Genomic DNA, 22,116 nt, shown 5'->3' on the forward strand with positions numbered 1-22,116 from the left:
CTGACGCGGCGCAGGGCTGATCGGAGGCGCCGCCCGCATGGTCAACGACCCCAAGTTTCGCCGCAAGGCTGACGCGACATCTGCCGCCGCGCCGGGTTCACCGGCGCGCCCGCAGGCGGAGGGCGGGTACTCGCGGAAAGACGGCGGTTCCGATCTGCCGTCCGATCCGATCCCAACAGGTCGCGGCTCAGGCCCGAGGCTCTCAGATCCGCGCCTTGTGCGGCTTCGCTGGCCGTTGCGGCTGACCTGGGTGGGGCTGTTGTCGGAACGTCTGGTGCGCGCCTTCTGGCCGTTGGTTTCGCTACTGATGCTGGCGCTTGCCGCTGTGATGTTGGGCCTGCACGAGCAGTTGCCGATCGAACTGGTCTGGGTGGGGGCCGTGCTGCTGGTGTTGGCTGCGGCAGTCGCGATTGGCTTTGGGGGCTGGCGGTTCAGAATGCCCAGTCTGTCCGACGCCCTGGCTCGTCTGGATATGACGCTGCCCGGACATCCTATTGCGGCGCTGCTGGACGCGCAGGCCATCGGGTCGGATGATCCGGCGTCGCAAGCCCTGTGGCAGGCGCATCAGCGGCGGATGCAGGCGCGCGCCGCCACCGCAGTTGCCCCTAAACCCAATCTGTCAGTCGCGCGCGCTGACCCCTTTGCGCTGCGCTATCTGGCACTTCTGGCGCTATCGGTTGCCATGCTCTTCGGCTCCATCTGGCGGGTTGGTAGCCTTGGCGAGATGGCCCCCGGCGCGGTGAATGCGGCAGCAGGGCCGACATGGGAGGGCTGGATCGAACCGCCGCGCTACACCGGTCTGCCGGTGCTTTATCTCAATGATCAGTCCGAGCCGGTTCTGACCCTGCCCGAAAACAGCCGCCTGACCCTGCGGTTTTACGGTGAGGTCGGAGATCTTACACTGGATGAAACTCTCTCGGGGCGCACCGGAGACGTGCCCTCTGCCGCCGCGGCTGAGCAGAGTTTCGTGATCACCCGCGACGGGACATTGACCATCAATGGCACCGGAGGGCGCAGCTGGGATGTGACGCTGATTGAGGACCTGCCTCCGACGATTGCCATTATGGGAGAGCCGACGCTGGAGTCCGATGATACGACCTCGCTTGCCTATACCGCCAGTGACGATTACGGCGTGGCGGCTGGTCAGGTCGAAATCTCGCTGGATATGGCCGAGATTGATCGGAGCCATGGGCTGGCAGCCGAACCAGATACGCGGGAGCCGATTGTTCTGGACCTGCCACTGCCGCTGACCGGTGATCGCCACAGCTTCGACGAGCAGGTGATCGAGGCCTTCGCCAAACACCCCTGGGCCAACATGCCGGTCAGCTACCGTATGGTCGCACAGGACGCCAAGGGGCAGGAGACCGAGGCAGAGGTGCTCAGGGCGCCGTTGGTGACCCGGCGTTTCTTTGATCCGATGGCCGCAGCGGTGGCAGAGCAGCGGCGCGATCTGCTCTGGGCGCGTGCCAATGCGCCGCGGGTGGCCCAGGTCCTGCGCGCCCTGTCGATCTATCCGGCCGAAGTGTTCCACGACCATGGGGATTATCTGCGTCTGCGCACTATCCTTCGTCGTCTGGAACAGCACAGCAACGCAGGAACGCTTGGGCCAGAGCAGCAGGACGCGTTGGCTGAAGCGCTCTGGGATTTGGCAATCCAGCTGGAGGAAGGCGATGTCGGCGACGCTCTTGCCCGCATGCAGCGCGCTCAGGAGCAGCTGAGCCAAGCGATGCGTGATGGTGCCAGCGATGAAGAGATTGCCCGTCTGATGCAACAGCTGCGCGATGCCACGCAGGACTATCTGCGTCAGTTGCAGCGACAGGCGCAGGAGCAGGGCAATGACGGGCAGCCGCAAGGCGCTCCGGATGAGAACGCCATGCAGCTCACTCAGCAGGATCTTCAGGCGATGATGGATCGTATTCAGGAGCTGATGGAACAGGGCCGGATGGCCGAGGCCGAGCAGGCGCTGCGCGAGTTCCAGCAGATGATGGAAAACATGCGTGTCACCCAAGGGCAGGAAGGTCAGGATGGCAGCCCCGGAGAGCAGAGCATGGAGGGGTTGGCCGAAACCCTGCGTGAGCAGCAGGGCTTGTCGGATCAGGCATTTCGGGATTTGCAGGAGCAGTTCAATCCCGGTGCACGTCGCGGCGAAAGTCAGGGAAATGAAGGGCGCAATGGCGGCCTGGGACGTGGGGAGTCCCACGAGGGCGGTCAGGGCAATCAGGGTGGCCAAGGCGACAGGCCCGGCTCCGGCGACCCCAGCGGTGATCGGCAGCCCGGTCAGGGTGGTCAGGGACAGCGCGCGCCTGATAATGATGGGACCGGGCAGGGTGGCGGCGCCAACACTCCGCAGGGCGGCACACAGGGTCCTGCCGGGTCGCTGGCTGATCGCCAGCAAGCTCTTCGCGATCAGTTGCGGGCGCAGCGGGATGGCCTCCCGCTTGGCAATGGCGAAGGCGGTCAGGCGACGCGTGATGCGCTTGATGATGCCGGACGGGCCATGGATGGGGCGGAGGAGGCTTTGCGGCAGGGTGACCTCGCCGAGGCCATCGACCGCCAGTCCGACGCGATGGAAGCTCTGCGAGAGGGAATGCGCGCGCTGGGAGAGGCAATGGCCGAACAGCAGCAACCGGGTCAGGGACAGGCGCAGGGGCGCACCAGCAGCTCAAGCCAAGGCAACCAAATGGATCCGCTTGGCCGACGCAATGGGGAACAGGGTGATGGTGGTGTTTCCGACGGGCAGTTCAGCGAAGGGCAGGCCTATCGCCGCGCCTGGGATCTTCTTGAAGAGATCCGCCGCCGCGCCGGAGAGCGCAGCCGTAGCGAGACTGAGCGAAGCTATCTCGAGCGTCTTCTGGATCGCTTCTGACGACGGCGGTGGACCTGCGGGGCGACCGTTCGTGTCCGATCGGTCGCCGGTACCGTCGGCTGCGGTTCTACTGCTGCACTGTGAAGGCACGCACCTGCGTATCTAGCCACAGCCGCGCCGCGTCCACCTTGGCGACATAGGTGCTGAGGTAGGGATCCGCCTGTGGCAGCTTCTGGGCGATCAGGGGCGCGTTATCATAGGCCATGGCAAGACCCAGCGCGATCAACAGTGCAAAGGCAAAGCCCCGCGCAAAGTTCCGCTTTTTCCTTGGGGCCGGTGCATCGACTGGTGGTGCGATCGGGGCCGCAGGCCCTTCACCGGATCGCAGGGTCGAGTTGATTTCGTCGATATTGGGCAGCAATCCGCGACGGGATTCGGTTTCCGAGGTGGAGAGCTGCTGGGGATCTTCGCCACGCATCCGGGCCATCTGCTCGCGGGCTTCGCGGGCACGGCGGGCGGATTCTTCTTCCGGCAGAGAATCCAGTCCCAAATCCGTCTGTGTTTGCAAGCTGTTGCTTTCAGCGGCGCGCAGCCGGGCTTCACGCTCAGCCTCCTCGCGCAGAATATCGCTGATCGTCGGGTCAAGACCTCGCGACGTGGCTGTGATCTCTGGCGGTTGATTCTGGATTTCATCCTGCTGATCAGGCTCTGCGGTCTCCTCCTCCGGCGCGTCTTCCACGATATCATCGTCTTGTGTCGCCGTAAGGGAAGCGGGATCAGGGGCGCCGATTTCGTCCTCAACCGGGGCTATATCGTCGCCGGGTTCCGCAGCGGGGGAAATGCTCGGGTCATCCTCCGCCTCAATCGCACGGCCAGCCTGAAACCACGTTTGCCCGCAGTTGGAACATTGCACGTCGCGCCCCTCATCGGGGATCACATCATCCGGCACCTCATATTGGGCGGCACAGTTCGGACATGTCAGTCGCATGGGTCACTCCTTGGGACCTGAGGTGGCTCCCGGGGGGGCCGGGCGGCTGTCGGCGGGTGATTGTTGAATAATCATAGGCAGTTCCGTCTTTCCACGAAAGAGCCAATCGCTCTCATCTGAACGGACTGTTTCAGCCGGGGTGGCGTGGCAACAGCGCGGACCATTGAAACTGGGCGCACAGTCGGGCAAAACACCGGTGACCAAAAGGGGACCGCCGTGATCGAGCTGGACAATGTGGGGTACAACTACGGTGGCGGGGAACTGCTGAGCGACGTGTCGGTGCAGCTGGCACCGGGGTCGTTCCATTTCCTGACAGGCCCATCGGGCGCAGGCAAGACCACCCTGTTGAAACTTTGCTATGGCGCGCTGACACCAACGTCAGGCCGCGCACGTGCTTTCAACATGGATATCAAGGGGCTGGATCGTGACCAGATGGCCTATCTGCGCCGCCGCATCGGGGTGGTCCACCAGGATTGCCGGTTCCTCGATCACCTGCCGGTTCTGGAGAATATCGCGTTGCCGTTGACGGTCTCCGGGCGGGATATCACCCAGGAAGAGGCTAATCTGCGCGAGCTGTTGAACTGGGTTGGCCTGTCGGAGCGCGCCCATGCCACCCCTCCGGAGCTCTCTGGTGGCGAGCGGCAGCGCGCGGCGCTGGCCAGATCGGTGATCCTCTCGCCTGAGGTGATCATCGCCGATGAACCAACTGGCAACGTGGATTGGGACATGTCGCAGCGGCTGCTGCAATTGTTGGTGGAATTGAATCACATGGGCAAAACCGTTCTGGTTGCGACACATGATCTGTCGTTGATCCGGGCCGCCAAGAAGCAGGTTCAGGCACGAGTCCTGCGGATTTCGAACCGCCAGCTTCAGCAGGCCGGAGCGGACCTATGAAACTGACCCGTTTGCGCAACCTGATTGTCGGGGATGCCCAGGCTGACCGTGTTGTTCCGCCCAGTGGATTTACCGCCCAGCTGACTTTGTTTGTCTCTGGTGCTATGGCGTTTCTGGCGGTTTTTGCCTTGGCGCTGTCGCTGGCCTCCGGCCGTTTGGCAGATCGCTGGGCAGAGGAACTGGCGCGCGCGGCCACGCTACGGATCAATGCACCGGCGGAGCAGCGTGCTGCCCAGACCGAGGCGGCAATGACCATTCTGGAACAGACGCCGGGTGTCGCCTCGGCTCGTGCGCTGAGCCGCGAGGAACAGGCGGCTCTGTTGGCGCCATGGTTTGGCACCAAACTGCCGCTGGATACGCTGCCGATCCCACAGCTGATCGAAGTGATCGAGGGCGATCCGGGCTATGATGAGACCGGTCTGCGCTTGCGCCTTCAGGCTGAGGTTCCGGGTGCGATCTTGGATGATCACACGCGCTGGCGGGCGCCGCTGGTGGATGCTGCCCAGGCGCTGCGGCGGTTGGCCTGGGTGTCCATCCTGTTGATCGGCGGGGCCACCGCGGCGATGATCACCCTTGCTGCGAATGCAGCGCTTGCGGCCAATGCCCAGGTGATTGAGGTGCTGCGTCTCGTCGGCGCGCTGGACACCTATATCGCTCAGGCCTTTATCCGGCGTTTCACCCTGCGCGCGCTATTTGGTGCCAGCGTTGGCATGGCGCTGGGAATGCTCGGGGTCTGGCTGATGCCCGAAGCCTCCCGCGAGGGCGGGTTCCTGACCGGGCTTGGCTTTCAAGGCTGGAGCTGGCTCCTGCCACTCTGCATCCCTCTGCTTGGTGCGCTTGTCGCCTTTGCCGCGACCACCCGTGCGGCCAACAAACGTCTTGGAGATTTGGCGTGAAAACTGCGTTTAGATGGCTGCTCTCGGCCGTGTTCATGATTCAGATCTATGTGATGATGCTGATCTTCGGTCTGGTCTTTGCGCCATGGGCCCTGGTCTCGCCGCGCGGTGCCCGGGTGGCCTGTCGCAGCTATGCCGGTTATGTGCTGTGGTGCGCGCGTTGGATGCTGGGCCTGCGTACGGAGGTGCGTGGCGAGGTCCCGACCGATGAGGTGATCATTGCGGCCAAACATCAGAGTTTTCTGGATATTCTGATTATCTTTCACGCCACGCCAGCAGCCAAGTTCATCATGAAACGTGAGCTGTTGTGGACGCCGATTATCGGCATTTATGCCAAGCGCCTGGGCTGTGTGCCGGTCAACCGTGGCAAGAAGGGCAATGCCATTGCCCGCATGGTCAAGGACGTGGCGGCAGAATTTGCAGAACCCGGCCAGCTGGTGATCTATCCGCAAGGCACGCGGGTCGCGCCGGGGGTTGACCGGCCCTACAAGATCGGCACTGGCGTCCTTTATGCCGCGCTGGAGCAGCCCTGTGTGCCTGCGGCGACCAATGTGGGGTTGTTCTGGCCACGCACCGGGATCATGCGCAAACCGGGGTTGGGCGTTGTGGAATTTCTGCCTGCTATCGCCCCGGGACTGGACCGCGATGCCTTCATGGCCACGCTGGAGCGCGAAGTTGAGACACATTCAGACAAGTTGATGCAGGAAGCGGGGTTCAAGGTCGATGGAATTTCTCAGCACAGTTGATGAGTTGGAGGCGCTTTATGGCGCTCCGGGAACACCGTCCCTGCGCAAGGTGGCACGGCAGATGACGCCGCTGTACCGGCAGTGGATCATGGCATCGCGACTATGCATGTTGGCCACCGTTGGGCCGGAGGGGACCGATGACAGCCCGCGCGGTGATGATGGTCCGGTGGTGCTGGAGCTGGATCCCGGAACGCTCGCGCTGCCGGATTGGCGCGGTAACAACCGTATCGACAGTTTGCGAAACATCCTGCGGGACCCCCGGGTTTCGCTGATGTTTCTGGTACCGGGGTCAAACAATGTGGTGCGGGTCAACGGGCGGGCACGGGTCACTGCAGATGCGGCGATGTTGGCCCGGTTCGACAAGAACGGCAAGCAGCCGCGCACAGTGATTGTGATCGAGATTGGCGAGATCTACAGCCAGTGCGCCCGCGCGCTGATGCGGGCTCGGACCTGGACCTCAGGCGACGAAAGCGCGGGGCTTCCTTCTATGGGCGAGATCCTGGCCGAGCAGACCGCAGGGCAAGAGGGCGGTGTCGCCTATGACCAGGCCTGGGCGCCCCGTGCAGCCAAGACCCTCTGGTAACCGGGAGCGGCTGTGAATGCCCCATCCGGGCTTTCACAGCAGGGTTCGCCCGGGTGGCAGAGCAGGGTCAGCTCATCAAGACCTCACCGACAAGGATCTGCGGACGCACATTGGTGAAATTGGCGACGTCGTCGATGATTGGTCCGCTTTTTTCGCCCATCGCGCGGTCCAATGTGTCCATATCTGGAAAGGTGATCGTGGCGATCAGCAGATAGGCCGGCGGAATATCCGGGCCGCTTGCAATCCCGCGCGATGCCTCGACGGTTTCCATCAGATCGCCAAAATGTTCTTCGACCAGTGGCAGGTGGGTGGTCTCATAATAATCATAGTCAAACGTCGCGTCGGCGGAGGCGGGGTAGATCACTTGCAGGCTGACAGTCATGGTAGAGGCTCCGGTTCATGAGAAAGCGGCCCACCATGGATGGGCCGCTCTGGTGTGGGTTAGATATCTAGCAGGCGGAGCCCGGGTAGGGCACCCGGTTTCCTGCGCTGCTCCATTCAGCTGTGGATCGGACCGTCACCGCAGGCCAGCGCCGCTTCGCGGACAGCTTCGGAATAGGTCGGATGTGCGTGGCAGGTCAGCGCCAGATCCTCGGCGGAGGCGCCGAACTCCATCGCTACACAGATTTCGTGGATCAGGTCACCGGCTGCCGGGCCAATGATCGAAGCGCCCAGGATGCGGTCGGTTTCCTTATCGGCGATCAGCTTGACGAAGCCGCCTTCTGCCTGATGCACCGCTTTGGCGCGGGCGTTGCCCATGAACATGAACTTACCCACCTTGATCTTGCGACCTTCGGCTTTCAGCGCATCTTCGGTCTGGCCGACGGTGGCCACCTCCGGTGTGGTGTAGACCACGCCAGGGATCACGCCGTAGTTGACGTGGCCATGTTTGCCCGCAATCACCTCGGCAACGGCCATGCCTTCGTCTTCGGCTTTATGGGCCAGCATAGGACCTTCGATGACGTCACCGATGGCATAGACGCCTTTGACATTGGTCGCCCATTGGGAGTCGGTGGCGATCTGACCCCGTTCGGTCATCTTGACGCCGAGGGCGTCCAGCCCCAGCCCCTCCGCATAGGGTTTGCGACCCGTCGCTACCAGCACCACATCTGCGTCGATCACCTCTTCGTCGCCGCCTTTTTTCGGCTGGTACTTCACCTTTGCCTTGGTCTTGGCGGCATCGACCCCTTGGACGGCCGCGCCCATCACAAAGGTCAGGCCCTGTTTTTCAAGGATCCGCTTGAAGCTGCGCTGAACGTCCTTGTCCATACCGGGGCAGACGGCGTCCATATATTCCACCACGGTGACTTCGCTGCCCAGGCGGGCATAGACCGAGCCCAGCTCCAGACCGATGACGCCAGCGCCGATTACCACCATTTTCTTTGGGATCTTCGGCAGGTCCAGTGCGCCGGTGGAATCCACCACGATGCCCTTGTCATTGTCGACCTCGACGCCCGGCAGAGCCGAGGGAACGGAGCCGGAGGCAATCACGATGTTCTTTGCCTCATGGGTGTCATCGCCCACCTTGACCTTGCCAGCCTCCGGGATGGAAGCCCAGCCCTTGATCCAGTCGATCTTGTTCTTCTTGAAGAGGAATTCGATGCCACCGGTGTTCTGGCCGATGACCTCTTCCTTGTAGGATTTCATCTGTGCCCAGTCGACCGAGGGGCTTTTGCCCTTGAGACCCATATGGGCGAAGTTGTGCTCGGCCTCATGCAGCAGATGGGTGGAGTGCAAGAGTGCCTTTGACGGGATACAGCCGACATTGAGGCAGGTGCCGCCGAGGGTTTCGCGGCCCTCGACCACTGCGGTCTTGAGGCCCAGCTGGGCGCAGCGGATAGCGCAGACATAGCCACCGGGGCCGGCGCCGATTACGATCACGTCATAGGATGCCATATTGATGTGCTCCTTGAGGGGTTAGCGATGAAGATCATGGGGAAAGGGGGCGCTGCCCCCGGCCCCTGGCGGGGCCTCCCCCGGAGTATTTTGGGAAAGATGACGGCTCATGTCAGGGCCGCAATCAGCATGAGGGTGGTTGCGAGGTAGCCCACAGACCAGATCAGCGAGCGCCACGGGACCCAGCCAAAGGCATAGGCGGGAATGTAGAGGACGCGCGCGCCGAGGTAGGCATAGGCGCAGGCCGCGGTGAACCCGGTTGACTTGCCCGCCAGTGACACCACCAGGCAGGCGATCCCGAAGAGGATCAGCCCCTCAAAGTGGTTTGACATCGCCCTGTGTAGACGCGCGGTGCGGGTCGAGAGCTGATCGCGCAGATCACCGCCGAGACGATCCCGGTCGCGCGGGCCAAGCGTTTTGCCCTGACCCAGCTCAAGGTTCGCAGGCACCGCCATCAGGGCGATCTGAAACACCTGCAGAAGGGCGGCGAGGGTGAGGGCGGTGAGTTCAGGGGGCATCTAGACCTTACACAATGCTTGTAGAGGTTGCAGATCGGTTTCGCAGCCAGATCACGATGCCGCACAGAGCCACGAAGTTCAGGATACTGGAAACGATGGTGCCAAGAGCGTAAAGCAAGCCCAACCCGATAAGATTGCTGCCAACAAAAAATCCTAGCAGAAGGTATCCACCGTAAAGAATGCCCACTACCGCCCAATCGCGGGCGAGAGCATAGAGAAAAAAGATATAGAATATGCAAACCGCTACCATCGCTTGCGAGTAGGGCGCAATCTCATTCCCAGCAGCAATCTCCAGCGTGCCAATAACGGCGAACAGCCCCCAGACAACGGCGAGCTGAACAAGAGTTGCGCGCGCTGCGAGGCGGCGGCCATCAGCCGCCCGGCCCTTCTCCGTAATCTGGAACAGCGCGCGCATGCTATCCTACAGATCCATCAACAACCGGCGGGGATCTTCCAGCGCTTCCTTGACGCGCACGAGGAAGGTCACGGCACCTTTGCCGTCGACGATGCGGTGGTCGTAGGATAGCGCCAGATACATCATCGGGCGGATTTCCACCTTGCCGTTGATCGCCATCGGGCGGTCCTGGATCTTGTGCATGCCAAGGATACCGGACTGCGGTGGGTTCAGGATCGGCGAGGACATCAGCGAGCCATAGACACCACCGTTGGAGATGGTGAAGGTGCCGCCCTGCATTTCTGCCATCGACAGCTTGCCGTCGCGGGCGCGCGCGCCTTTTTCGGCTATCGCTTTTTCGATGTCAGCAAAGGACATTGCATCGGCGTCGCGGATGACCGGAACCACCAGTCCCGTGGGCGTGCCTGCGGCGATGCCCATGTGCACAAAGTTCTTGTAGACGATGTCGGTGCCGTCGATCTCGGCATTGACCTCGGGCACTTCCTTGAGCGCGTGGCAGCAGGCCTTGGTGAAGAAGGACATGAAGCCCAGTTTCACACCGTGCTTCTTCAGGAACAGATCCTTGTACTCGTTACGCAGGGCCATCACCTCGGTCATGTCGACCTCGTTGTAGGTGGTGAGCATGGCCGCGGTGTTCTGGCTGTCCTTCAGACGCTTGGCGATGGTCTGGCGCAGGCGGGTCATTTTCACCCGTTCTTCGCGCGCGGCGTCGTCGGCTGCCACAGGTGCGCGCACCGGAGCGGCAGCTGCGGGCGCCGAGGCAGTAGCCGCCGGTGCCGCTGCGGCCGCAGCCACAGCGCGGGCGACATCGTCCTTCATGATGCGGCCATCGCGACCGGTGCCCTGGACCTGATCTGCGGACAGACCGGCCTCGGCCATGGCTTTCTCTGCGGAGGGCGCATTGGCGACATCCTTTGCGGGACCGCCCTGACCTGCAGGAGGTGTGGTGTATTGCGCACCACCGGCGGTTTCTGCCTTTGTCGGCTCGGGGGTGACGGCGCCGGCGTCGCCACCGGAGATCACACCAAGTTTGGCCGTTGCATCCACAGTGCTGCCTTCTGCGGCGGTGATTTCGGTCAGAACGCCGGAGACCGGCGCGGGCACTTCGACCGAGACCTTGTCGGTTTCCAGCTCACAGAGCATTTCATCCTGCGCGACGGTATCGCCGACCTTCTTGAACCAGGTCGAGACGGTGGCTTCGCTGACCGATTCACCGAGAGTGGGGACCATCACATCGGTGCTGGCCCCCGCCTTGTCACCGGTGTCAGCGGCTGGCGTGGTATCGCTCTTGGGCGCACCCGAGGTTGCGGCGCCGGAGGACGCACCTTCGGAGATGGTGGCCAGAAGGGCGTCGACCCCTACGGTCTCGCCTTCGGCGGCGACGATTTCACCCAGGGTGCCTGCGGCAGGGGCGGGGACTTCGACGGTGACCTTGTCAGTCTCCAGCTCACAGAGCATTTCATCAGCCGCTACGGCATCACCGGGTTTCTTGAACCAGGTGGCAACGGTGGCTTCGGTCACGGATTCGCCCAGGGTGGGCACGCGAACTTCGGTGGTCATAGGGTGTTATCCTTCGATGCTCAGCGCTTCGTTGACGAGCGCAGCTTGTTGGGCTTTGTGTTCGCTGGCCAGACCCGTCGCGGGTGAGGCCGATGTGGCGCGACCGACATAGATCGGGCGGCTGTTCTTGGCGCCGATACGGGTCAGCACCCATTCGATATTCGGCTCGATGAACGTCCAGGCACCCTGGTTCTTGGGCTCTTCCTGGCACCAGACCATCTCGGCGCCCTTAAAGCGCTCCAGCTCTTTTACGAGGGAGATGGCAGGGAAGGGATAATACTGTTCGATCCGCATCAGGTAGATGTCGTCGATGCCGCGCGCGTCACGTTCTTCCAGCAAGTCATAGTAGACCTTGCCAGAGCAGAGCACCACGCGCTTGATCTTGTCGTCGGCCACCAGCTTGGTGTCGGAGTTGCCGTGCTGTGCATCATCCCACAGCACCCGGTGGAAGCTTGAGCCGGTGGTGAACTCCTCGGCCTTGCTGACCGCCAGCTTGTGACGCAGCAGCGATTTCGGCGTCATCATGATCAGCGGCTTGCGGAAGGTGCGGTGCAGCTGACGACGCAGAATGTGGAAGTAGTTTGCCGGTGTCGTGCAATTCGCCACAATCCAGTTGTCCTGGCCGCACATCTGCAGGAAGCGTTCCAAACGGGCGGAGGAATGCTCCGGGCCCTGACCTTCGAACCCGTGCGGCAGCAGGCAGACGAGGCCTGACATACGCAGCCATTTGGACTCGCCGGAGGAGATGAACTGGTCGAACATGATCTGGGCGCCGTTGGCGAAATCGCCGAACTGGGCCTCCCACAGGGTCAGCGCATTGGGTTCCGCCAGCGAGTAGCCATACTCGAACCCGAGGACAGCATATTCCGACAGGGCGGAATCGATCACCTCATACTGCGACTGGCCGCTGCGGATGTTGTTCAGCGGATAGTAGCGCTCTTCGGTCTCCTGGTTCACGATGCCGGAATGGCGCTGCGAGAAGGTGCCGCGCGTGGCATCCTGACCGGCGAGGCGGACAGGGTAGCCTTCAGTCAGCAGCGAGCCAAAGGCGAGTGCCTCACCGGTCGCCCAGTCGATGCCTTCACCGGTCTCGAACATCTTGCCACGGGCTTCAAGGAAACGGCCGATGGTCTTGTGGATCGGGAAGCCCTCCGGCACGCGTGAAAGTGCGGTGCCGATTTCGTTCAGGGTGTCCGGCTTGATGGCGGTACGGCCGCGCTGATACTTGGCGCCGTGCTTGTCGAGGTGCGACCAGCGTCCGTCCAGCCAGTCCGCCTTGTTCGGCTTATAGTTCTTTCCGGCTTCGAATTCCTCGTTCAGGCGAGCCTGGAACGAGGCTTTCATATCCTCAATCTCGCCCTCGGGGATCAGCCCGTCCTTCACCAGACGTTCGGTATAAAGCGACAGCGTGGTCTTGTGGCCCTTGATCTTCTTGTACATCAGAGGGTTGGTGAACATGGGCTCGTCGCCCTCGTTGTGACCAAACCGGCGGTAGCAGAAGATATCCAGAACCACGTCCTTGTGGAACTTCTGCCGGAACTCGGTCGCGACCTTCGCGGCATGGACCACCGCTTCCGGGTCATCGCCGTTGACGTGGAAGATCGGCGCCTCAACCACCAGCGCGTTGTCGGTGGGATACGGCGAGGAGCGAGAGAAATGCGGTGCGGTGGTAAAGCCGATCTGGTTGTTCACCACGATATGCATGGTGCCACCTGCCTTGTGGCCGCGCAGCCCTGACAGGGCGAAGCATTCCGCCACGACCCCCTGGCCGGCAAAGGCCGCATCACCGTGCAACAGGATCGGCAGAACCTTGCTGCGATCGTGGTCTTTCAGCTGATCCTGCTTGGCGCGCACCTTGCCCAGAACCACCGGGTTTACCGCTTCGAGGTGAGAGGGGTTGGCGGTCAGCGACAGGTGGACGGAATTGCCATCGAATTCACGATCTGACGACGCGCCAAGATGATATTTCACATCGCCCGATCCATCCACGTCTTCGGGTTTGAAGCTGCCACCCTGAAATTCGTTGAAGATCGCCTTGTAGGGTTTCTGCATCACATTGGCGAGCACCGACAGGCGGCCCCGGTGCGGCATCCCGATCACGATGTCTCGGATCCCAAGCGCGCCACCGCGCTTGATGATCTGTTCCATCGCCGGGATCAGGCTCTCGCCGCCATCAAGGCCAAAGCGTTTGGTGCCCATGTACTTGACGTGCAGGAATTTCTCGAAGCCCTCGGCCTCGACCATTTTGTTTAGGATCGCCTTGCGCCCTTCGCGGGTGAAGGTGATTTCCTTGTCGTAGCCCTCAATCCGCTCCTTCAGCCAGCTGGCCTGCTCGGGGTCTGAGATGTGCATGTACTGCAGGGCAAAGGTGCCGCAGTAAGTGCGTTTCACGATGTTCACGATCTGGCGCATCGAGGCGACCTGAAGACCCAGAACATTGTCTATGAAAATCGGGCGATCCATGTCGGCTTCGCTGAAGCCGTAGGTGCGCGGATCCAGCTCGGGGTGCTGGGCGTCCTCGCGCATACCGAGCGGATCAAGATTTGCTGCCAGATGGCCGCGGATCCGGTAGGCGCGGATCAGCATCAGTGCGCGGATCGAATCCAGCACGGCGCGCTGGACCTGATCGTCGGTCACTTCGACACCCTTGGCGGCAGCCTTGTCCTTGATCTTCTTGCCGGCGCTCTTGCTCTCTTCCGGGGCGGGCCATTCGCCGGTCAGCGCGGCCGTCAGGTCGTCATTGGGAGCAGGCGGCCAGTCGGAGCGCGCCCAAGAGGGGCCTGCGGCCTCGGCCTTCACGTCGAGCTCTGCGTCCCCCATCTGCCGGAAAAACTCCGCCCAGGCGGCATCCACCGCGTTGGGGTCATTGGCATATTGGGCATAGAGCTGCTCCAGATACTCCGCGTTGTGCCCCTGCATGAAGGAGGAGGCATGGAAGAGATCGTTAGGGCTCTGGTCGGTCATGAGAGTACCTCTTGCGGGTTGGGACCGGTTTTGGTGCGACCTTGGGTCAATGCGTTGCAGCCTGATCAGAAGGCGTTTCAGAAGAGTAAAACGCCCTCGGAATCCTGCAGCAGATAAGAACGGCCTCTGGAGGTAACAATCTTATCTGCAAAAGGATCCCTGAAACGGGAAGACGAGCGGCCCGGACAGCCGCTCGGTTCCCGGACAGACAGGGTGTGCCCGTCCGGGATTTGGTCCTTGATGCCATATGAGGCAGCCTTCGGCATTATTTGCCGATAGCTTTCAGAACGGCCTCGCCCAGGGTGGCCGGGCTGTCAGCCACAACGATACCAGCGGATTTCATCGCTTCGATCTTGTCCTCTGCGCCACCTTTGCCGCCTGCGACGATCGCGCCGGCGTGGCCCATGCGACGGCCCGGAGGGGCGGTACGGCCTGCGATGAAGCCAGCGACCGGCTTCCAACGGCCTTTTTTCTTCTGCTCGGCGATGAATTCTGCCGCTTCTTCTTCAGCGGAGCCACCGATCTCACCGATCATGATGATGGATTCGGTTTCCGGATCGTCCAGGAACATATCCAGCACGTCGATGTGCTCGGTGCCCTTGATCGGGTCGCCGCCGATGCCCACAGCGGTGGACTGGCCGAGACCGATATCGGCGGTCTGCTTAACAGCTTCATAGGTCAGGGTACCCGAGCGGGACACAACGCCGACCGAGCCACGCTTGTGGATGTGGCCAGGCATGATGCCGATCTTGCAGGCATCTGGAGTGATGACGCCGGGGCAGTTCGGGCCGATCAGACGCGATTTGCTGTCTTCCAGCGCGCGCTTCACCTTCATCATGTCCAGAACCGGGATGCCCTCGGTGATGCAGACAATCAGCTCCATTTCGGCGTCGATGGCCTCAAGGATGGAGTCAGCCGCGAAGGGCGGTGGCACGTAGATCACGGAGGCATTCGCCTCGGTGACGTGCTTGGCTTCGTGCACGGAGTTGAACACCGGCAGGTTCAGGTGGGTCTGGCCACCTTTGCCCGGTGTCACGCCGCCGACCATCTTGGTGCCATAGGCAATGGCCTGTTCAGAGTGGAATGTGCCCTGCGAGCCGGTAAAGCCCTGACAGATGACCTTGGTGTTTTCGTCTACGAGGATTGCCATTTTAGGCCTCCTTTTTCGTTTTCCATCCGGCGAGTAGCAGGACGAATGCAATTGCGGAGAAAGGGATCGCGAGCATCAACGGCGCCAACGCCAGTATTTCTCCCACTTCCCTTTTGGTTTCGTCATTCGGGAAGGCTGTCTGATTAAGCCAAAGCAGCCCGATCGAAGCTGTCCACAAAACAGCGCTTGCGATGCCGAAGGCAAAGGACTTGCGAGACGAGCGTTGAAAACTCACCGCGCAAAAGCCAACGGCTACCGCTAACGTTGCTGCGAACAGCTCAACCATTCGATCAGCCCTTAACCGCTTTCACGATCTTCTCGGCGCCGTCGGACAGGTTGTCAGCTGCGATGACATCAAGACCGGAGTTGTTGATGATGTCTTTGCCGGCTTCCACGTTGGTGCCCTCGAGACGAACAACCAGCGGCACCTTCAGGCCGACCTCTTTCACCGCGGCAACCACGCCCTCGGCGATGACGTCGCAGCGCATGATACCGCCAAAGATGTTGACGAGGATGCCTTTGACATTCGGGTCAGAGGTGATGATCTTGAACGCCTCGGTCACTTTCTCCTTGGTGGCGCCGCCACCAACATCGAGGAAGTTCGCAGGCTCGGCACCGTAGAGCTTGATGATGTCCATGGTGGCCATCGCCAGACCCGCACCGTTCACCATGCAGCCGATCTCACCGTCGAGCGCGATGTAGTTCAGATCGTATTTGGAGGCTTCCAGTTCCTTGGGGTCTTCCTCGGTGGTGTCGCGCAGCTCGGAGATATCGGCGTGGCGGTAAACCGCGTTGCCGTCGAAACCGACCTTGGCGTCCAGGACCTTCAGATCGCCACTGTCGGAGACGATCAGCGGGTTGATCTCCAGCATTTCCATGTCTTTTTCGACAAATGCCTTGTAGAGCTGGCCCATCAGTTTGACGCATTGCTTGATCTGCTGGCCCTCAAGACCCAGCGAGAAGGCGATGCGGCGGCCGTGGAAGGGCTGGTAGCCGGTTGCCGGATCAACGGAGAAGGACAGGATCTTCTCGGGGGTGGCTTCCGCCACTTCCTCGATGTCCATGCCGCCCTCGGTGGAGCAGACAAAGGAAATGCGCGAGGTCTGGCGGTCCACCAGCAGTGCGAGGTAAAGTTCGGTCTGAATGCCGGAGCCTGCCTCGATGTAGATGCGGTTCACCTGTTTGCCGGCCGGGCCGGTCTGGTGGGTCACAAGCGTGCGGCCCAGCATTTTCTTGGCTTCGTCAGCGGCTTCTTCGACCGATTTGGTCAGGCGCACGCCGCCTTTTTCGCCCGCGTCGGCTTCCTTGAAGGAGCCTTTGCCGCGGCCACCTGCGTGGATCTGAGCTTTAACCACCCAGAGCGGGCCGTCCAGCTCACCAGCTGCGGTTTTGGCATCTTCTGCCTTGAGCACCACACGCCCGTCCGAAACCGGCGCGCCGTAGCTGCGGAGGAGGGCCTTGGCCTGATATTCGTGGATGTTCATCTGAAACTGTCCCGTCTGGCTGCAATTGTCTTGTCTAATACGCCGTCATGGCGCCAATGTTTAAAGGGTTTTCTCACAGCTGGTAAAGAATTCCCGAAGATTTATCGAATTTGTGATCACAGTTTTCCGGCGTGTGATCACAAATTTACGGAATGTGAATGCAGTTGATTCGATGGGAGGGGTTTGGATCCTGACCGACCGTAAGATGCCCGGATGCGGCATTCGACCGCCCGGACGCCGCGCGTGTGGCACGAACTGGGCATGTGGGGTCGCCGTCTCAGCGGGGCACGGCAGAGATTTCCAACACCCGAGCGCTGAGGCAACGGGCAGTTTCCATGATGCAAAAGGGGGGGCTTCATGACCGAGGGGACAGCGCGGCATGTCATTCTTTCGGGATGTTCAGGGGGTGGAAAATCCACTCTACTGACCGAGTTGGGACGGCGCGGGTTTGCGACCGTGGCCGAGCCGGGGCGTCGGATCGTCGCCGAGGAACAGCTGGGGAGCGGCGCTGCGCTGCCATGGGTGAATATGGAAGCGTTTTCGCGACGGGCGATGGATCTTGCGCGCGAAGATCGCCGCGGCGTTTCTTCTACCCGGGGATGGGTGTTCTTTGACCGGGGGATGGTGGATGCGGCGGTCGCGTTGTCGCATGTCACCGGACGGCCTGTTGGCGATATTCTGGCCAAATCCGAACGCTACCACGATCTGGTGGTCCTAACGCCGCCCTGGGCGGAGATCTATTGCCAGGACGCCGAGCGGCAGCATGGTTTCGGACAGGCTGTTGAGGAGTATGACCGCCTGGTAATGGATTATCGACGGCTCGGCTATCGTGTCGTTGTCCTGCCTAAAACCACTGTTGCGGCTCGAGCCGATATCGTGCTGCGCCTTCTTGGGATCTAACTGGGTACGGGAGGGGGCGGCTTCCTGCTGGAGGCCGTGCGGCAAGAAAAAGGCCCGCCAAGATGGCGGGCCTTCTAAAATGACTTGTTTCTTGCCGTCGAATTCAAGCCAATGAGCCGTCGATACCTTTGCAGGCTTCGACCAGGCCTTTGACTGCGTTGACTGAATTGTCGAACATTGCCTGCTCGTCTGCGGTCATCTTGATGTCGATGACGCGTTCGATACCTCCGGCACCAATCACCGTGGGCACGCCAACATACATGCCTTTAAGGCCCAGAGCACCATCAACATAAGCCGCGCAGGGCAGGACGCGCTTTTGATCTTTGAGGTAGGCTTCTGCCATTTCAATCGCCGAGGTGGCGGGCGCGTAGAAGGCCGACCCGGTTTTCAGAAGGCCGACAATCTCGGCGCCACCGTCACGGGTGCGCTGAACGATCGCGTCGAGTTTCTCCTGGCTGGTCCAACCCATTTTCACCAGGTCCGGCAGCGGGATGCCCGCGACGGTGGAGTAGCGTGTCAGCGGAACCATCGTGTCGCCATGTCCACCCAGCACAAAGGCGGTGACATCTCTCATGGAGACGTTGAATTCTTCAGCCAGGAAGTGACGGAAGCGGGCGCTGTCCAGAACACCGGCCATGCCGCAGACCTTCTCGTGGGGCAGGCCCGAGAACTCGCGCAGGGCCCAGACCATTGCGTCCAGCGGGTTGGTGATACAGATCACAAATGCGTCCGGCGCGTGGTCACGGATGCCTTCGCCGACGGATTTCATAACTTTGAGGTTGATGCCCAGAAGGTCATCGCGGCTCATACCGGGCTTGCGCGGGACACCGGCCGTGACGATGCAGACGTCGGCGCCTGCAATGTCCTCATAGGACTGGGTGCCCTTCATTTTGGCATCGAAGCCCTCCGAAGGACCGGATTCTGCGATGTCGAGCGCCTTGCCTTCAGGGGTGCCTTCGGCAATGTCGAACAGGACGACGTCGCCGAGTTCTTTCAGTGCTGCGAGGTGGGCAAGTGTGCCGCCGATCTGGCCTGCGCCGATCAGGGCGATTTTGGGTCGAGCCATTGGAATATCTCTCCGGTCCGGTTGTGATTGCCGGGAGGACTAAGCTCTTCTGTGTCTTGGCGCAAGATCCCTGCGTGGCTACGGCTGATCTGCCGCAGACTGTTCATTTCGGACGGATCTGTTTAAAAAATCGACATATGAGGCACTTAGAGGGATTTCTCAGATGCCCGAGATCACGGTTATGTTTTTTCTGGTGGCGGTTCTGGCAGTTACCTTCGCGGGTGTTTCCAAGGCGGGCTTTGGTTCTGGTGCTGCCTTTGCCTCATCCTCGATTCTTGCTCTGATTGTGGAGCCTGGTGTAGCACTAGCCTTTATGTTGCCGTTGCTGATGCTGATTGATGTGGCATCACTCCGACCGTACTGGGGGCGCTGGCGGATGCGCGAGTCGCTTTTGCTGATTGTCGGCGGTTTGCCCGGTGTGCTGTTGGGGGCTGTCTTCTACCGATCTGTCGACGCAGATGCCATGCGGATCCTCATCGGTGTCATCTCGGTGGGGTTTGTGGCTTGGCAGCTGTCGGGGCATCTGCGGGCGCGATTGGCAGAGCCGCGTGAGAACGCTGATGTGACCGGGCTGTTGGCCGGACTGGTTGCGGGGTTCACCAGCTTTGTAAGCCATGCCGGCGGGCCGCCGGCGGCGGTCTATCTGCTGGGGCGCAAAATGACCAAGACGGAATATCAGGCCTCTACCGTATTGGTGTTTGGCGTTCTGAATATGGCGAAGTTCGTGCCCTATGCGATGCTTGGGTTGGTGACCCCGGCATCGTTGACACTTGATCTGATGTTGGCGCCCTTTGCCTTGCTGGGGGCCTGGATCGGGGTGCGGCTGCACCACCGGGTATCTGAGCCGCTATTTTTTGGACTGACCTATGTTTTGTTGCTGGCCACGGGGACCAAGCTGATCTGGGATGGGTTGACCTAATGATCGACCCCGCCCCAAAGGTTTAAAATGCCGGAGCCAGAGAAATCCAGGTGTCTTTATCCGTGCCCGTAGTCCCGGTCAGCCAGATTGGCAGAGGGCCGTTTGCTGCTCCCCTCCGCCGCTAGACGAACCGACCAATTGGGCAGGTGGTCCTCTGTCTTCGGGAGGGCCGTCTGTCAGGCGTCACTGTCGACGGCCGGGAGCGCCTCAGCCAGGAACTCAAAGGATTGGCCCGAGGCAACAAGGCATGTCACCCCACCCGGCGTTGTGATCGTGATTGTCCAGCTGCCAGTGTCGGCCGAGGCGAATGTTTCCATCACGACACCACGTTGGCCAATCCCAATGCTTTGGCGGCTTTCACCGTAGCGCTCAGCCAGCCGTTTCACGACCTGATCGCGGGGCGCGCAGTTATTGCTGGTTTGTGCCGCCGCCGGCAGGGCCATAAGACCAAGTGCCGCCAGCGTGGCGCCTTTGAGAACTGCAACTTCAAACGTCTTCTTCAACATGGGTTTTACCCTTTCCGGAAGATCCGGCAGCGGGGCGGTCCCTCGGGTCGTGTGATCCGACCCGGGCGGGTCATGCATCGCGCCGGTATCGCGTCATCGTCTGCGCGGATCTGTTCGCCCGCTCCCGGAAGGGTCATGCCGTTTTGGTTCGGTCCTCATCCGGTCTGAAAAGTGTTGCAAATAGATGCTGACATCCCATTAACGCAGAGTTCTCCTTGATTTTTCTTTAAAATAATAAATCGTTCCAAGTGTTTAGGTTTTCACGGTGACTCGTTTCCAACCGGTGTGATGTCGGGAATTCTGCGCTGCGGCGTAATTTCACTTGAAAGCTTCCTTTCACTTGGGTACCCGTTTGCGCAACAAAATGTCTCAGGAGGTCGCTCATGGATCCGCGCACACGTCCCTATCGTTCGGTACTTTATATCCCCGGTTCCAAGCCTCGCGCGCTCGACAAAGCGCGCAGCCTGCCTGTGGATGCGATTATCTTCGACCTCGAGGACGCCGTTTCTGCCGATGAGAAGGAAAACGCCCGGGCGACGCTGGCGGCGGCACTGGACGAAGGGGGGTATGGCGGTCGGATGAAAATCGTTCGGATCAACGGTCTGGACAGCCGCTGGGGCGCCGCGGATGCAGAGGCGGCGGCCGAGATGGATTGCGATGCAATACTGCTGCCCAAGGTGTCCTCTGCCGCTGACTTGGATCAGCTGTCCAAGGTCACAGGCGATACGCCGCTCTGGGCAATGATGGAAACGCCTCGCGGCATGTTGAACGCAGCAGAAATCGCCGCACACCCGCTGCTTCAGGGCATGGTGATGGGCACAAACGATCTCGCCAAGGAGCTACAGGTCCGTTTCCGCGCGGATCGGCTGCCGTTGATGGCCGGGCTCGGTCAATGTCTGCTCGCGGCAAAGGCGGAAGGGGTCATTATTGTGGACGGGGTCTATAATGCCTTCAAGGATGGCGAGGGCCTTGCAGTGGAGTGTGCCCAGGGCCGCGACATGGGGTTTGACGGCAAGACGCTGATCCATCCGGCGCAGGTCGATGTGGCGAATACGGCCTTTGCTCCTTCAGAGGATGAGATTGACCTCGCCCGTCGTCAGATCGCGGCCTTCGATGCAGCCGAAGCAGAGGGGCAGGGGGTCGCGGTGGTCGATGGCAAGATCGTCGAAAACCTGCATGTCGCCACGGCCCGCGAAATTCTCGCAAAAGCGGATGCAATTGCGGCGTTTTCCGCCTAGGCGTTGGGTCAGTCATATTTCTTGGGGAGACTGACATGGCATTGTTGCTTCTAGGCATCCTGATCTGGTGGGGCGCGCATTTCTTCAAAAGGCTGGCGCCGGATGCGCGCGCCGCAATGGGGGGGCGTGGCAAGGGGATGATGGCGCTTGCGCTGCTTGCAAGCGTTGTCTTGATGGTGATCGGCTACCGCAGTGCCGAATCCTTCGATCTGGCGCTGCCGCCCCCGTTTCTTACCCATATCAACAACACTCTGGTGTTGCTTGGCCTCTACTTTACCAGTCCTGGCCCCAGCAAGGGGGCGCTGTTTTACAAGCTGCGTCACCCCATGCTGCTCGGCTTTGCGATGTGGGCCGTGGCGCATCTTCTGGTGAACTGGGATCCGGCCTCTTTTGTGCTCTTTGGCAGTATGCTCGTCTGGGCGCTGGCTGAAATGGTTGTGATCAACCGGTCCGAGCCGAACTGGACCCCGAACCCCAAAGGCAGCATCGCAAAAGATGGGATGTTCCTTGTCGCGTCGATCGTGCTTCTGGGGGTGATCGGCTATATCCACGGGCTGGTTGGCCCTTCGCCGTTTCCGGGGTGATCG

21 protein-coding genes are annotated in these 22,116 nt (G+C 61.2%); 9 read left to right on the plus strand and 12 right to left on the minus strand.

Annotated elements, in window-relative coordinates; translation table 11 throughout:
* The first annotated feature begins 37 nt into the window (after positions 1–37).
* Positions 38–2,866, plus strand: a complete 2,829-nt coding sequence (locus WLQ66_RS00590; RefSeq protein WP_340544279.1) for a DUF4175 domain-containing protein — start codon at positions 38–40, stop codon at positions 2,864–2,866.
* 67 nt (positions 2,867–2,933) lie between these two features.
* On the opposite strand, the gene WLQ66_RS00595 is transcribed toward WLQ66_RS00590, so the two are convergent.
* Positions 2,934–3,794: a zinc-ribbon domain-containing protein gene (locus WLQ66_RS00595; RefSeq protein WP_340544280.1), complete on the minus strand. Its 861-nt coding sequence runs from the start codon at positions 3,792–3,794 to the stop codon at positions 2,934–2,936.
* Positions 3,795–4,010: 216 nt separating this feature from the next.
* On the opposite strand from WLQ66_RS00595, the gene WLQ66_RS00600 reads away from it, so the two are divergent.
* The 4 genes from WLQ66_RS00600 to WLQ66_RS00615 are packed head-to-tail and all read left to right on the plus strand — an operon-like array spanning position 4,011 to position 6,913.
* On the plus strand, positions 4,011–4,688 hold the full coding sequence (locus WLQ66_RS00600) for a cell division ATP-binding protein FtsE (RefSeq protein WP_340544281.1): 678 nt from the start codon (positions 4,011–4,013) through the stop codon (positions 4,686–4,688).
* Positions 4,685–5,584, plus strand: a complete 900-nt coding sequence (locus tag WLQ66_RS00605; protein WP_340544283.1) for a cell division protein FtsX — start codon at positions 4,685–4,687, stop codon at positions 5,582–5,584. The genes WLQ66_RS00600 and WLQ66_RS00605 overlap by 4 nt, the downstream gene beginning before the upstream one ends.
* Positions 5,581–6,330, plus strand: coding sequence for a lysophospholipid acyltransferase family protein (locus tag WLQ66_RS00610; RefSeq protein WP_340544284.1), 750 nt, complete (start codon positions 5,581–5,583; stop codon positions 6,328–6,330). Before WLQ66_RS00605 ends, WLQ66_RS00610 begins: the two co-directional genes overlap by 4 nt.
* Complete coding sequence (locus WLQ66_RS00615; protein WP_340544285.1) at positions 6,308–6,913, plus strand: pyridoxamine 5'-phosphate oxidase family protein; 606 nt, start codon at positions 6,308–6,310, stop codon at positions 6,911–6,913. Before WLQ66_RS00610 ends, WLQ66_RS00615 begins: the two co-directional genes overlap by 23 nt.
* A gap of 67 nt (positions 6,914–6,980) precedes the next feature.
* On the opposite strand, the gene WLQ66_RS00620 is transcribed toward WLQ66_RS00615, so the two are convergent.
* From WLQ66_RS00620 to sucC, 9 genes are all read right to left on the minus strand, one after another.
* Entirely contained in the window at positions 6,981–7,295 is a 315-nt protein-coding gene (locus WLQ66_RS00620; RefSeq protein WP_340544286.1) for an EthD family reductase, read from the minus strand.
* Positions 7,296–7,411: 116 nt separating this feature from the next.
* A complete protein-coding gene (lpdA, locus tag WLQ66_RS00625; RefSeq protein WP_340544287.1) occupies positions 7,412–8,809 on the minus strand; it encodes a dihydrolipoyl dehydrogenase in 1,398 nt (465 codons plus the stop codon).
* 107 nt (positions 8,810–8,916) lie between these two features.
* Positions 8,917–9,327 (minus strand): MAPEG family protein, encoded by a 411-nt coding sequence (locus WLQ66_RS00630; RefSeq protein ID WP_340544289.1) that lies wholly within the window; start codon positions 9,325–9,327, stop codon positions 8,917–8,919.
* Between the two features lie 7 nt (positions 9,328–9,334).
* Positions 9,335–9,742: a hypothetical protein gene (locus WLQ66_RS00635; RefSeq protein WP_340544290.1), complete on the minus strand. Its 408-nt coding sequence runs from the start codon at positions 9,740–9,742 to the stop codon at positions 9,335–9,337.
* 6 nt (positions 9,743–9,748) lie between these two features.
* Complete coding sequence (gene odhB, locus WLQ66_RS00640; RefSeq protein WP_340544291.1) at positions 9,749–11,302, minus strand: 2-oxoglutarate dehydrogenase complex dihydrolipoyllysine-residue succinyltransferase; 1,554 nt, start codon at positions 11,300–11,302, stop codon at positions 9,749–9,751.
* 6 nt (positions 11,303–11,308) lie between these two features.
* Positions 11,309–14,266: a 2-oxoglutarate dehydrogenase E1 component gene (locus tag WLQ66_RS00645; RefSeq protein ID WP_340544292.1), complete on the minus strand. Its 2,958-nt coding sequence runs from the start codon at positions 14,264–14,266 to the stop codon at positions 11,309–11,311.
* 265 nt (positions 14,267–14,531) lie between these two features.
* Entirely contained in the window at positions 14,532–15,416 is an 885-nt protein-coding gene (sucD, locus tag WLQ66_RS00650) for a succinate--CoA ligase subunit alpha (protein ID WP_340544293.1), read from the minus strand.
* Position 15,417: 1 nt separating this feature from the next.
* On the minus strand, positions 15,418–15,702 hold the full coding sequence (locus WLQ66_RS00655) for a hypothetical protein (RefSeq protein WP_340544294.1): 285 nt from the start codon (positions 15,700–15,702) through the stop codon (positions 15,418–15,420).
* Between the two features lie 4 nt (positions 15,703–15,706).
* Positions 15,707–16,900 carry an ADP-forming succinate--CoA ligase subunit beta gene (sucC, locus tag WLQ66_RS00660; protein WP_340544296.1) on the minus strand — a complete coding sequence of 398 codons (1,194 nt, stop codon included), beginning with the start codon at positions 16,898–16,900 and terminating at the stop codon, positions 15,707–15,709.
* Between the two features lie 357 nt (positions 16,901–17,257).
* Here sucC and WLQ66_RS00665 point away from each other — a divergent pair, with 357 nt between their 5' ends.
* The gene (locus tag WLQ66_RS00665; protein WP_340544297.1) at positions 17,258–17,800 is read left to right on the plus strand and encodes an AAA family ATPase; all 543 of its coding nucleotides are present in this window, start codon (positions 17,258–17,260) and stop codon (positions 17,798–17,800) included.
* Between the two features lie 103 nt (positions 17,801–17,903).
* Here the strand turns inward: WLQ66_RS00665 and mdh are convergent, their stop codons facing one another.
* Positions 17,904–18,866 carry a malate dehydrogenase gene (mdh, locus tag WLQ66_RS00670; protein ID WP_340544298.1) on the minus strand — a complete coding sequence of 321 codons (963 nt, stop codon included), beginning with the start codon at positions 18,864–18,866 and terminating at the stop codon, positions 17,904–17,906.
* A 163-nt stretch (positions 18,867–19,029) separates the two neighbouring features.
* On the opposite strand from mdh, the gene WLQ66_RS00675 reads away from it, so the two are divergent.
* A complete protein-coding gene (locus WLQ66_RS00675; protein WP_340544299.1) occupies positions 19,030–19,785 on the plus strand; it encodes a sulfite exporter TauE/SafE family protein in 756 nt (251 codons plus the stop codon).
* Positions 19,786–19,961: 176 nt separating this feature from the next.
* On the opposite strand, the gene WLQ66_RS00680 is transcribed toward WLQ66_RS00675, so the two are convergent.
* Positions 19,962–20,291: a hypothetical protein gene (locus WLQ66_RS00680; protein ID WP_340544300.1), complete on the minus strand. Its 330-nt coding sequence runs from the start codon at positions 20,289–20,291 to the stop codon at positions 19,962–19,964.
* Positions 20,292–20,674: 383 nt separating this feature from the next.
* On the opposite strand from WLQ66_RS00680, the gene WLQ66_RS00685 reads away from it, so the two are divergent.
* On the plus strand, positions 20,675–21,529 hold the full coding sequence (locus WLQ66_RS00685) for an HpcH/HpaI aldolase/citrate lyase family protein (protein ID WP_340544302.1): 855 nt from the start codon (positions 20,675–20,677) through the stop codon (positions 21,527–21,529).
* 35 nt (positions 21,530–21,564) lie between these two features.
* Complete coding sequence (locus WLQ66_RS00690) at positions 21,565–22,113, plus strand: NnrU family protein (RefSeq protein WP_340544303.1); 549 nt, start codon at positions 21,565–21,567, stop codon at positions 22,111–22,113.
* Positions 22,114–22,116: the final 3 nt, after the last annotated feature.

The sequence above is a fragment of the Phaeobacter sp. A36a-5a genome (assembly GCF_037911135.1).
GTDB lineage: Bacteria > Pseudomonadota > Alphaproteobacteria > Rhodobacterales > Rhodobacteraceae > Phaeobacter > Phaeobacter bryozoorum.

Excerpts from the sequence above, each read along its gene's own strand:
- WLQ66_RS00590 (WP_340544279.1), top strand. The coding sequence starts at position 38 with ATGGTCAACGACCCCAAGTTTCGCCGCAAGGCTGACGCGACATCTGCC.
- WLQ66_RS00595 (WP_340544280.1), bottom strand. The coding sequence starts at position 3,794 with ATGCGACTGACATGTCCGAACTGTGCCGCCCAATATGAGGTGCCGGAT.
- WLQ66_RS00605 (WP_340544283.1), top strand. The coding sequence starts at position 4,685 with ATGAAACTGACCCGTTTGCGCAACCTGATTGTCGGGGATGCCCAGGCT.
- WLQ66_RS00615 (WP_340544285.1), top strand. The coding sequence starts at position 6,308 with ATGGAATTTCTCAGCACAGTTGATGAGTTGGAGGCGCTTTATGGCGCT.
- WLQ66_RS00620 (WP_340544286.1), bottom strand. The coding sequence starts at position 7,295 with ATGACTGTCAGCCTGCAAGTGATCTACCCCGCCTCCGCCGACGCGACG.
- lpdA (WP_340544287.1), bottom strand. The coding sequence starts at position 8,809 with ATGGCATCCTATGACGTGATCGTAATCGGCGCCGGCCCCGGTGGCTAT.
- WLQ66_RS00630 (WP_340544289.1), bottom strand. The coding sequence starts at position 9,327 with ATGCCCCCTGAACTCACCGCCCTCACCCTCGCCGCCCTTCTGCAGGTG.
- WLQ66_RS00635 (WP_340544290.1), bottom strand. The coding sequence starts at position 9,742 with ATGCGCGCGCTGTTCCAGATTACGGAGAAGGGCCGGGCGGCTGATGGC.
- odhB (WP_340544291.1), bottom strand. The coding sequence starts at position 11,302 with ATGACCACCGAAGTTCGCGTGCCCACCCTGGGCGAATCCGTGACCGAA.
- WLQ66_RS00645 (WP_340544292.1), bottom strand. The coding sequence starts at position 14,266 with ATGACCGACCAGAGCCCTAACGATCTCTTCCATGCCTCCTCCTTCATG.
- sucD (WP_340544293.1), bottom strand. The coding sequence starts at position 15,416 with ATGGCAATCCTCGTAGACGAAAACACCAAGGTCATCTGTCAGGGCTTT.
- WLQ66_RS00655 (WP_340544294.1), bottom strand. The coding sequence starts at position 15,702 with ATGGTTGAGCTGTTCGCAGCAACGTTAGCGGTAGCCGTTGGCTTTTGC.
- sucC (WP_340544296.1), bottom strand. The coding sequence starts at position 16,900 with ATGAACATCCACGAATATCAGGCCAAGGCCCTCCTCCGCAGCTACGGC.
- WLQ66_RS00665 (WP_340544297.1), top strand. The coding sequence starts at position 17,258 with ATGACCGAGGGGACAGCGCGGCATGTCATTCTTTCGGGATGTTCAGGG.
- mdh (WP_340544298.1), bottom strand. The coding sequence starts at position 18,866 with ATGGCTCGACCCAAAATCGCCCTGATCGGCGCAGGCCAGATCGGCGGC.
- WLQ66_RS00675 (WP_340544299.1), top strand. The coding sequence starts at position 19,030 with ATGCCCGAGATCACGGTTATGTTTTTTCTGGTGGCGGTTCTGGCAGTT.
- WLQ66_RS00680 (WP_340544300.1), bottom strand. The coding sequence starts at position 20,291 with ATGTTGAAGAAGACGTTTGAAGTTGCAGTTCTCAAAGGCGCCACGCTG.
- WLQ66_RS00685 (WP_340544302.1), top strand. The coding sequence starts at position 20,675 with ATGGATCCGCGCACACGTCCCTATCGTTCGGTACTTTATATCCCCGGT.
- WLQ66_RS00690 (WP_340544303.1), top strand. The coding sequence starts at position 21,565 with ATGGCATTGTTGCTTCTAGGCATCCTGATCTGGTGGGGCGCGCATTTC.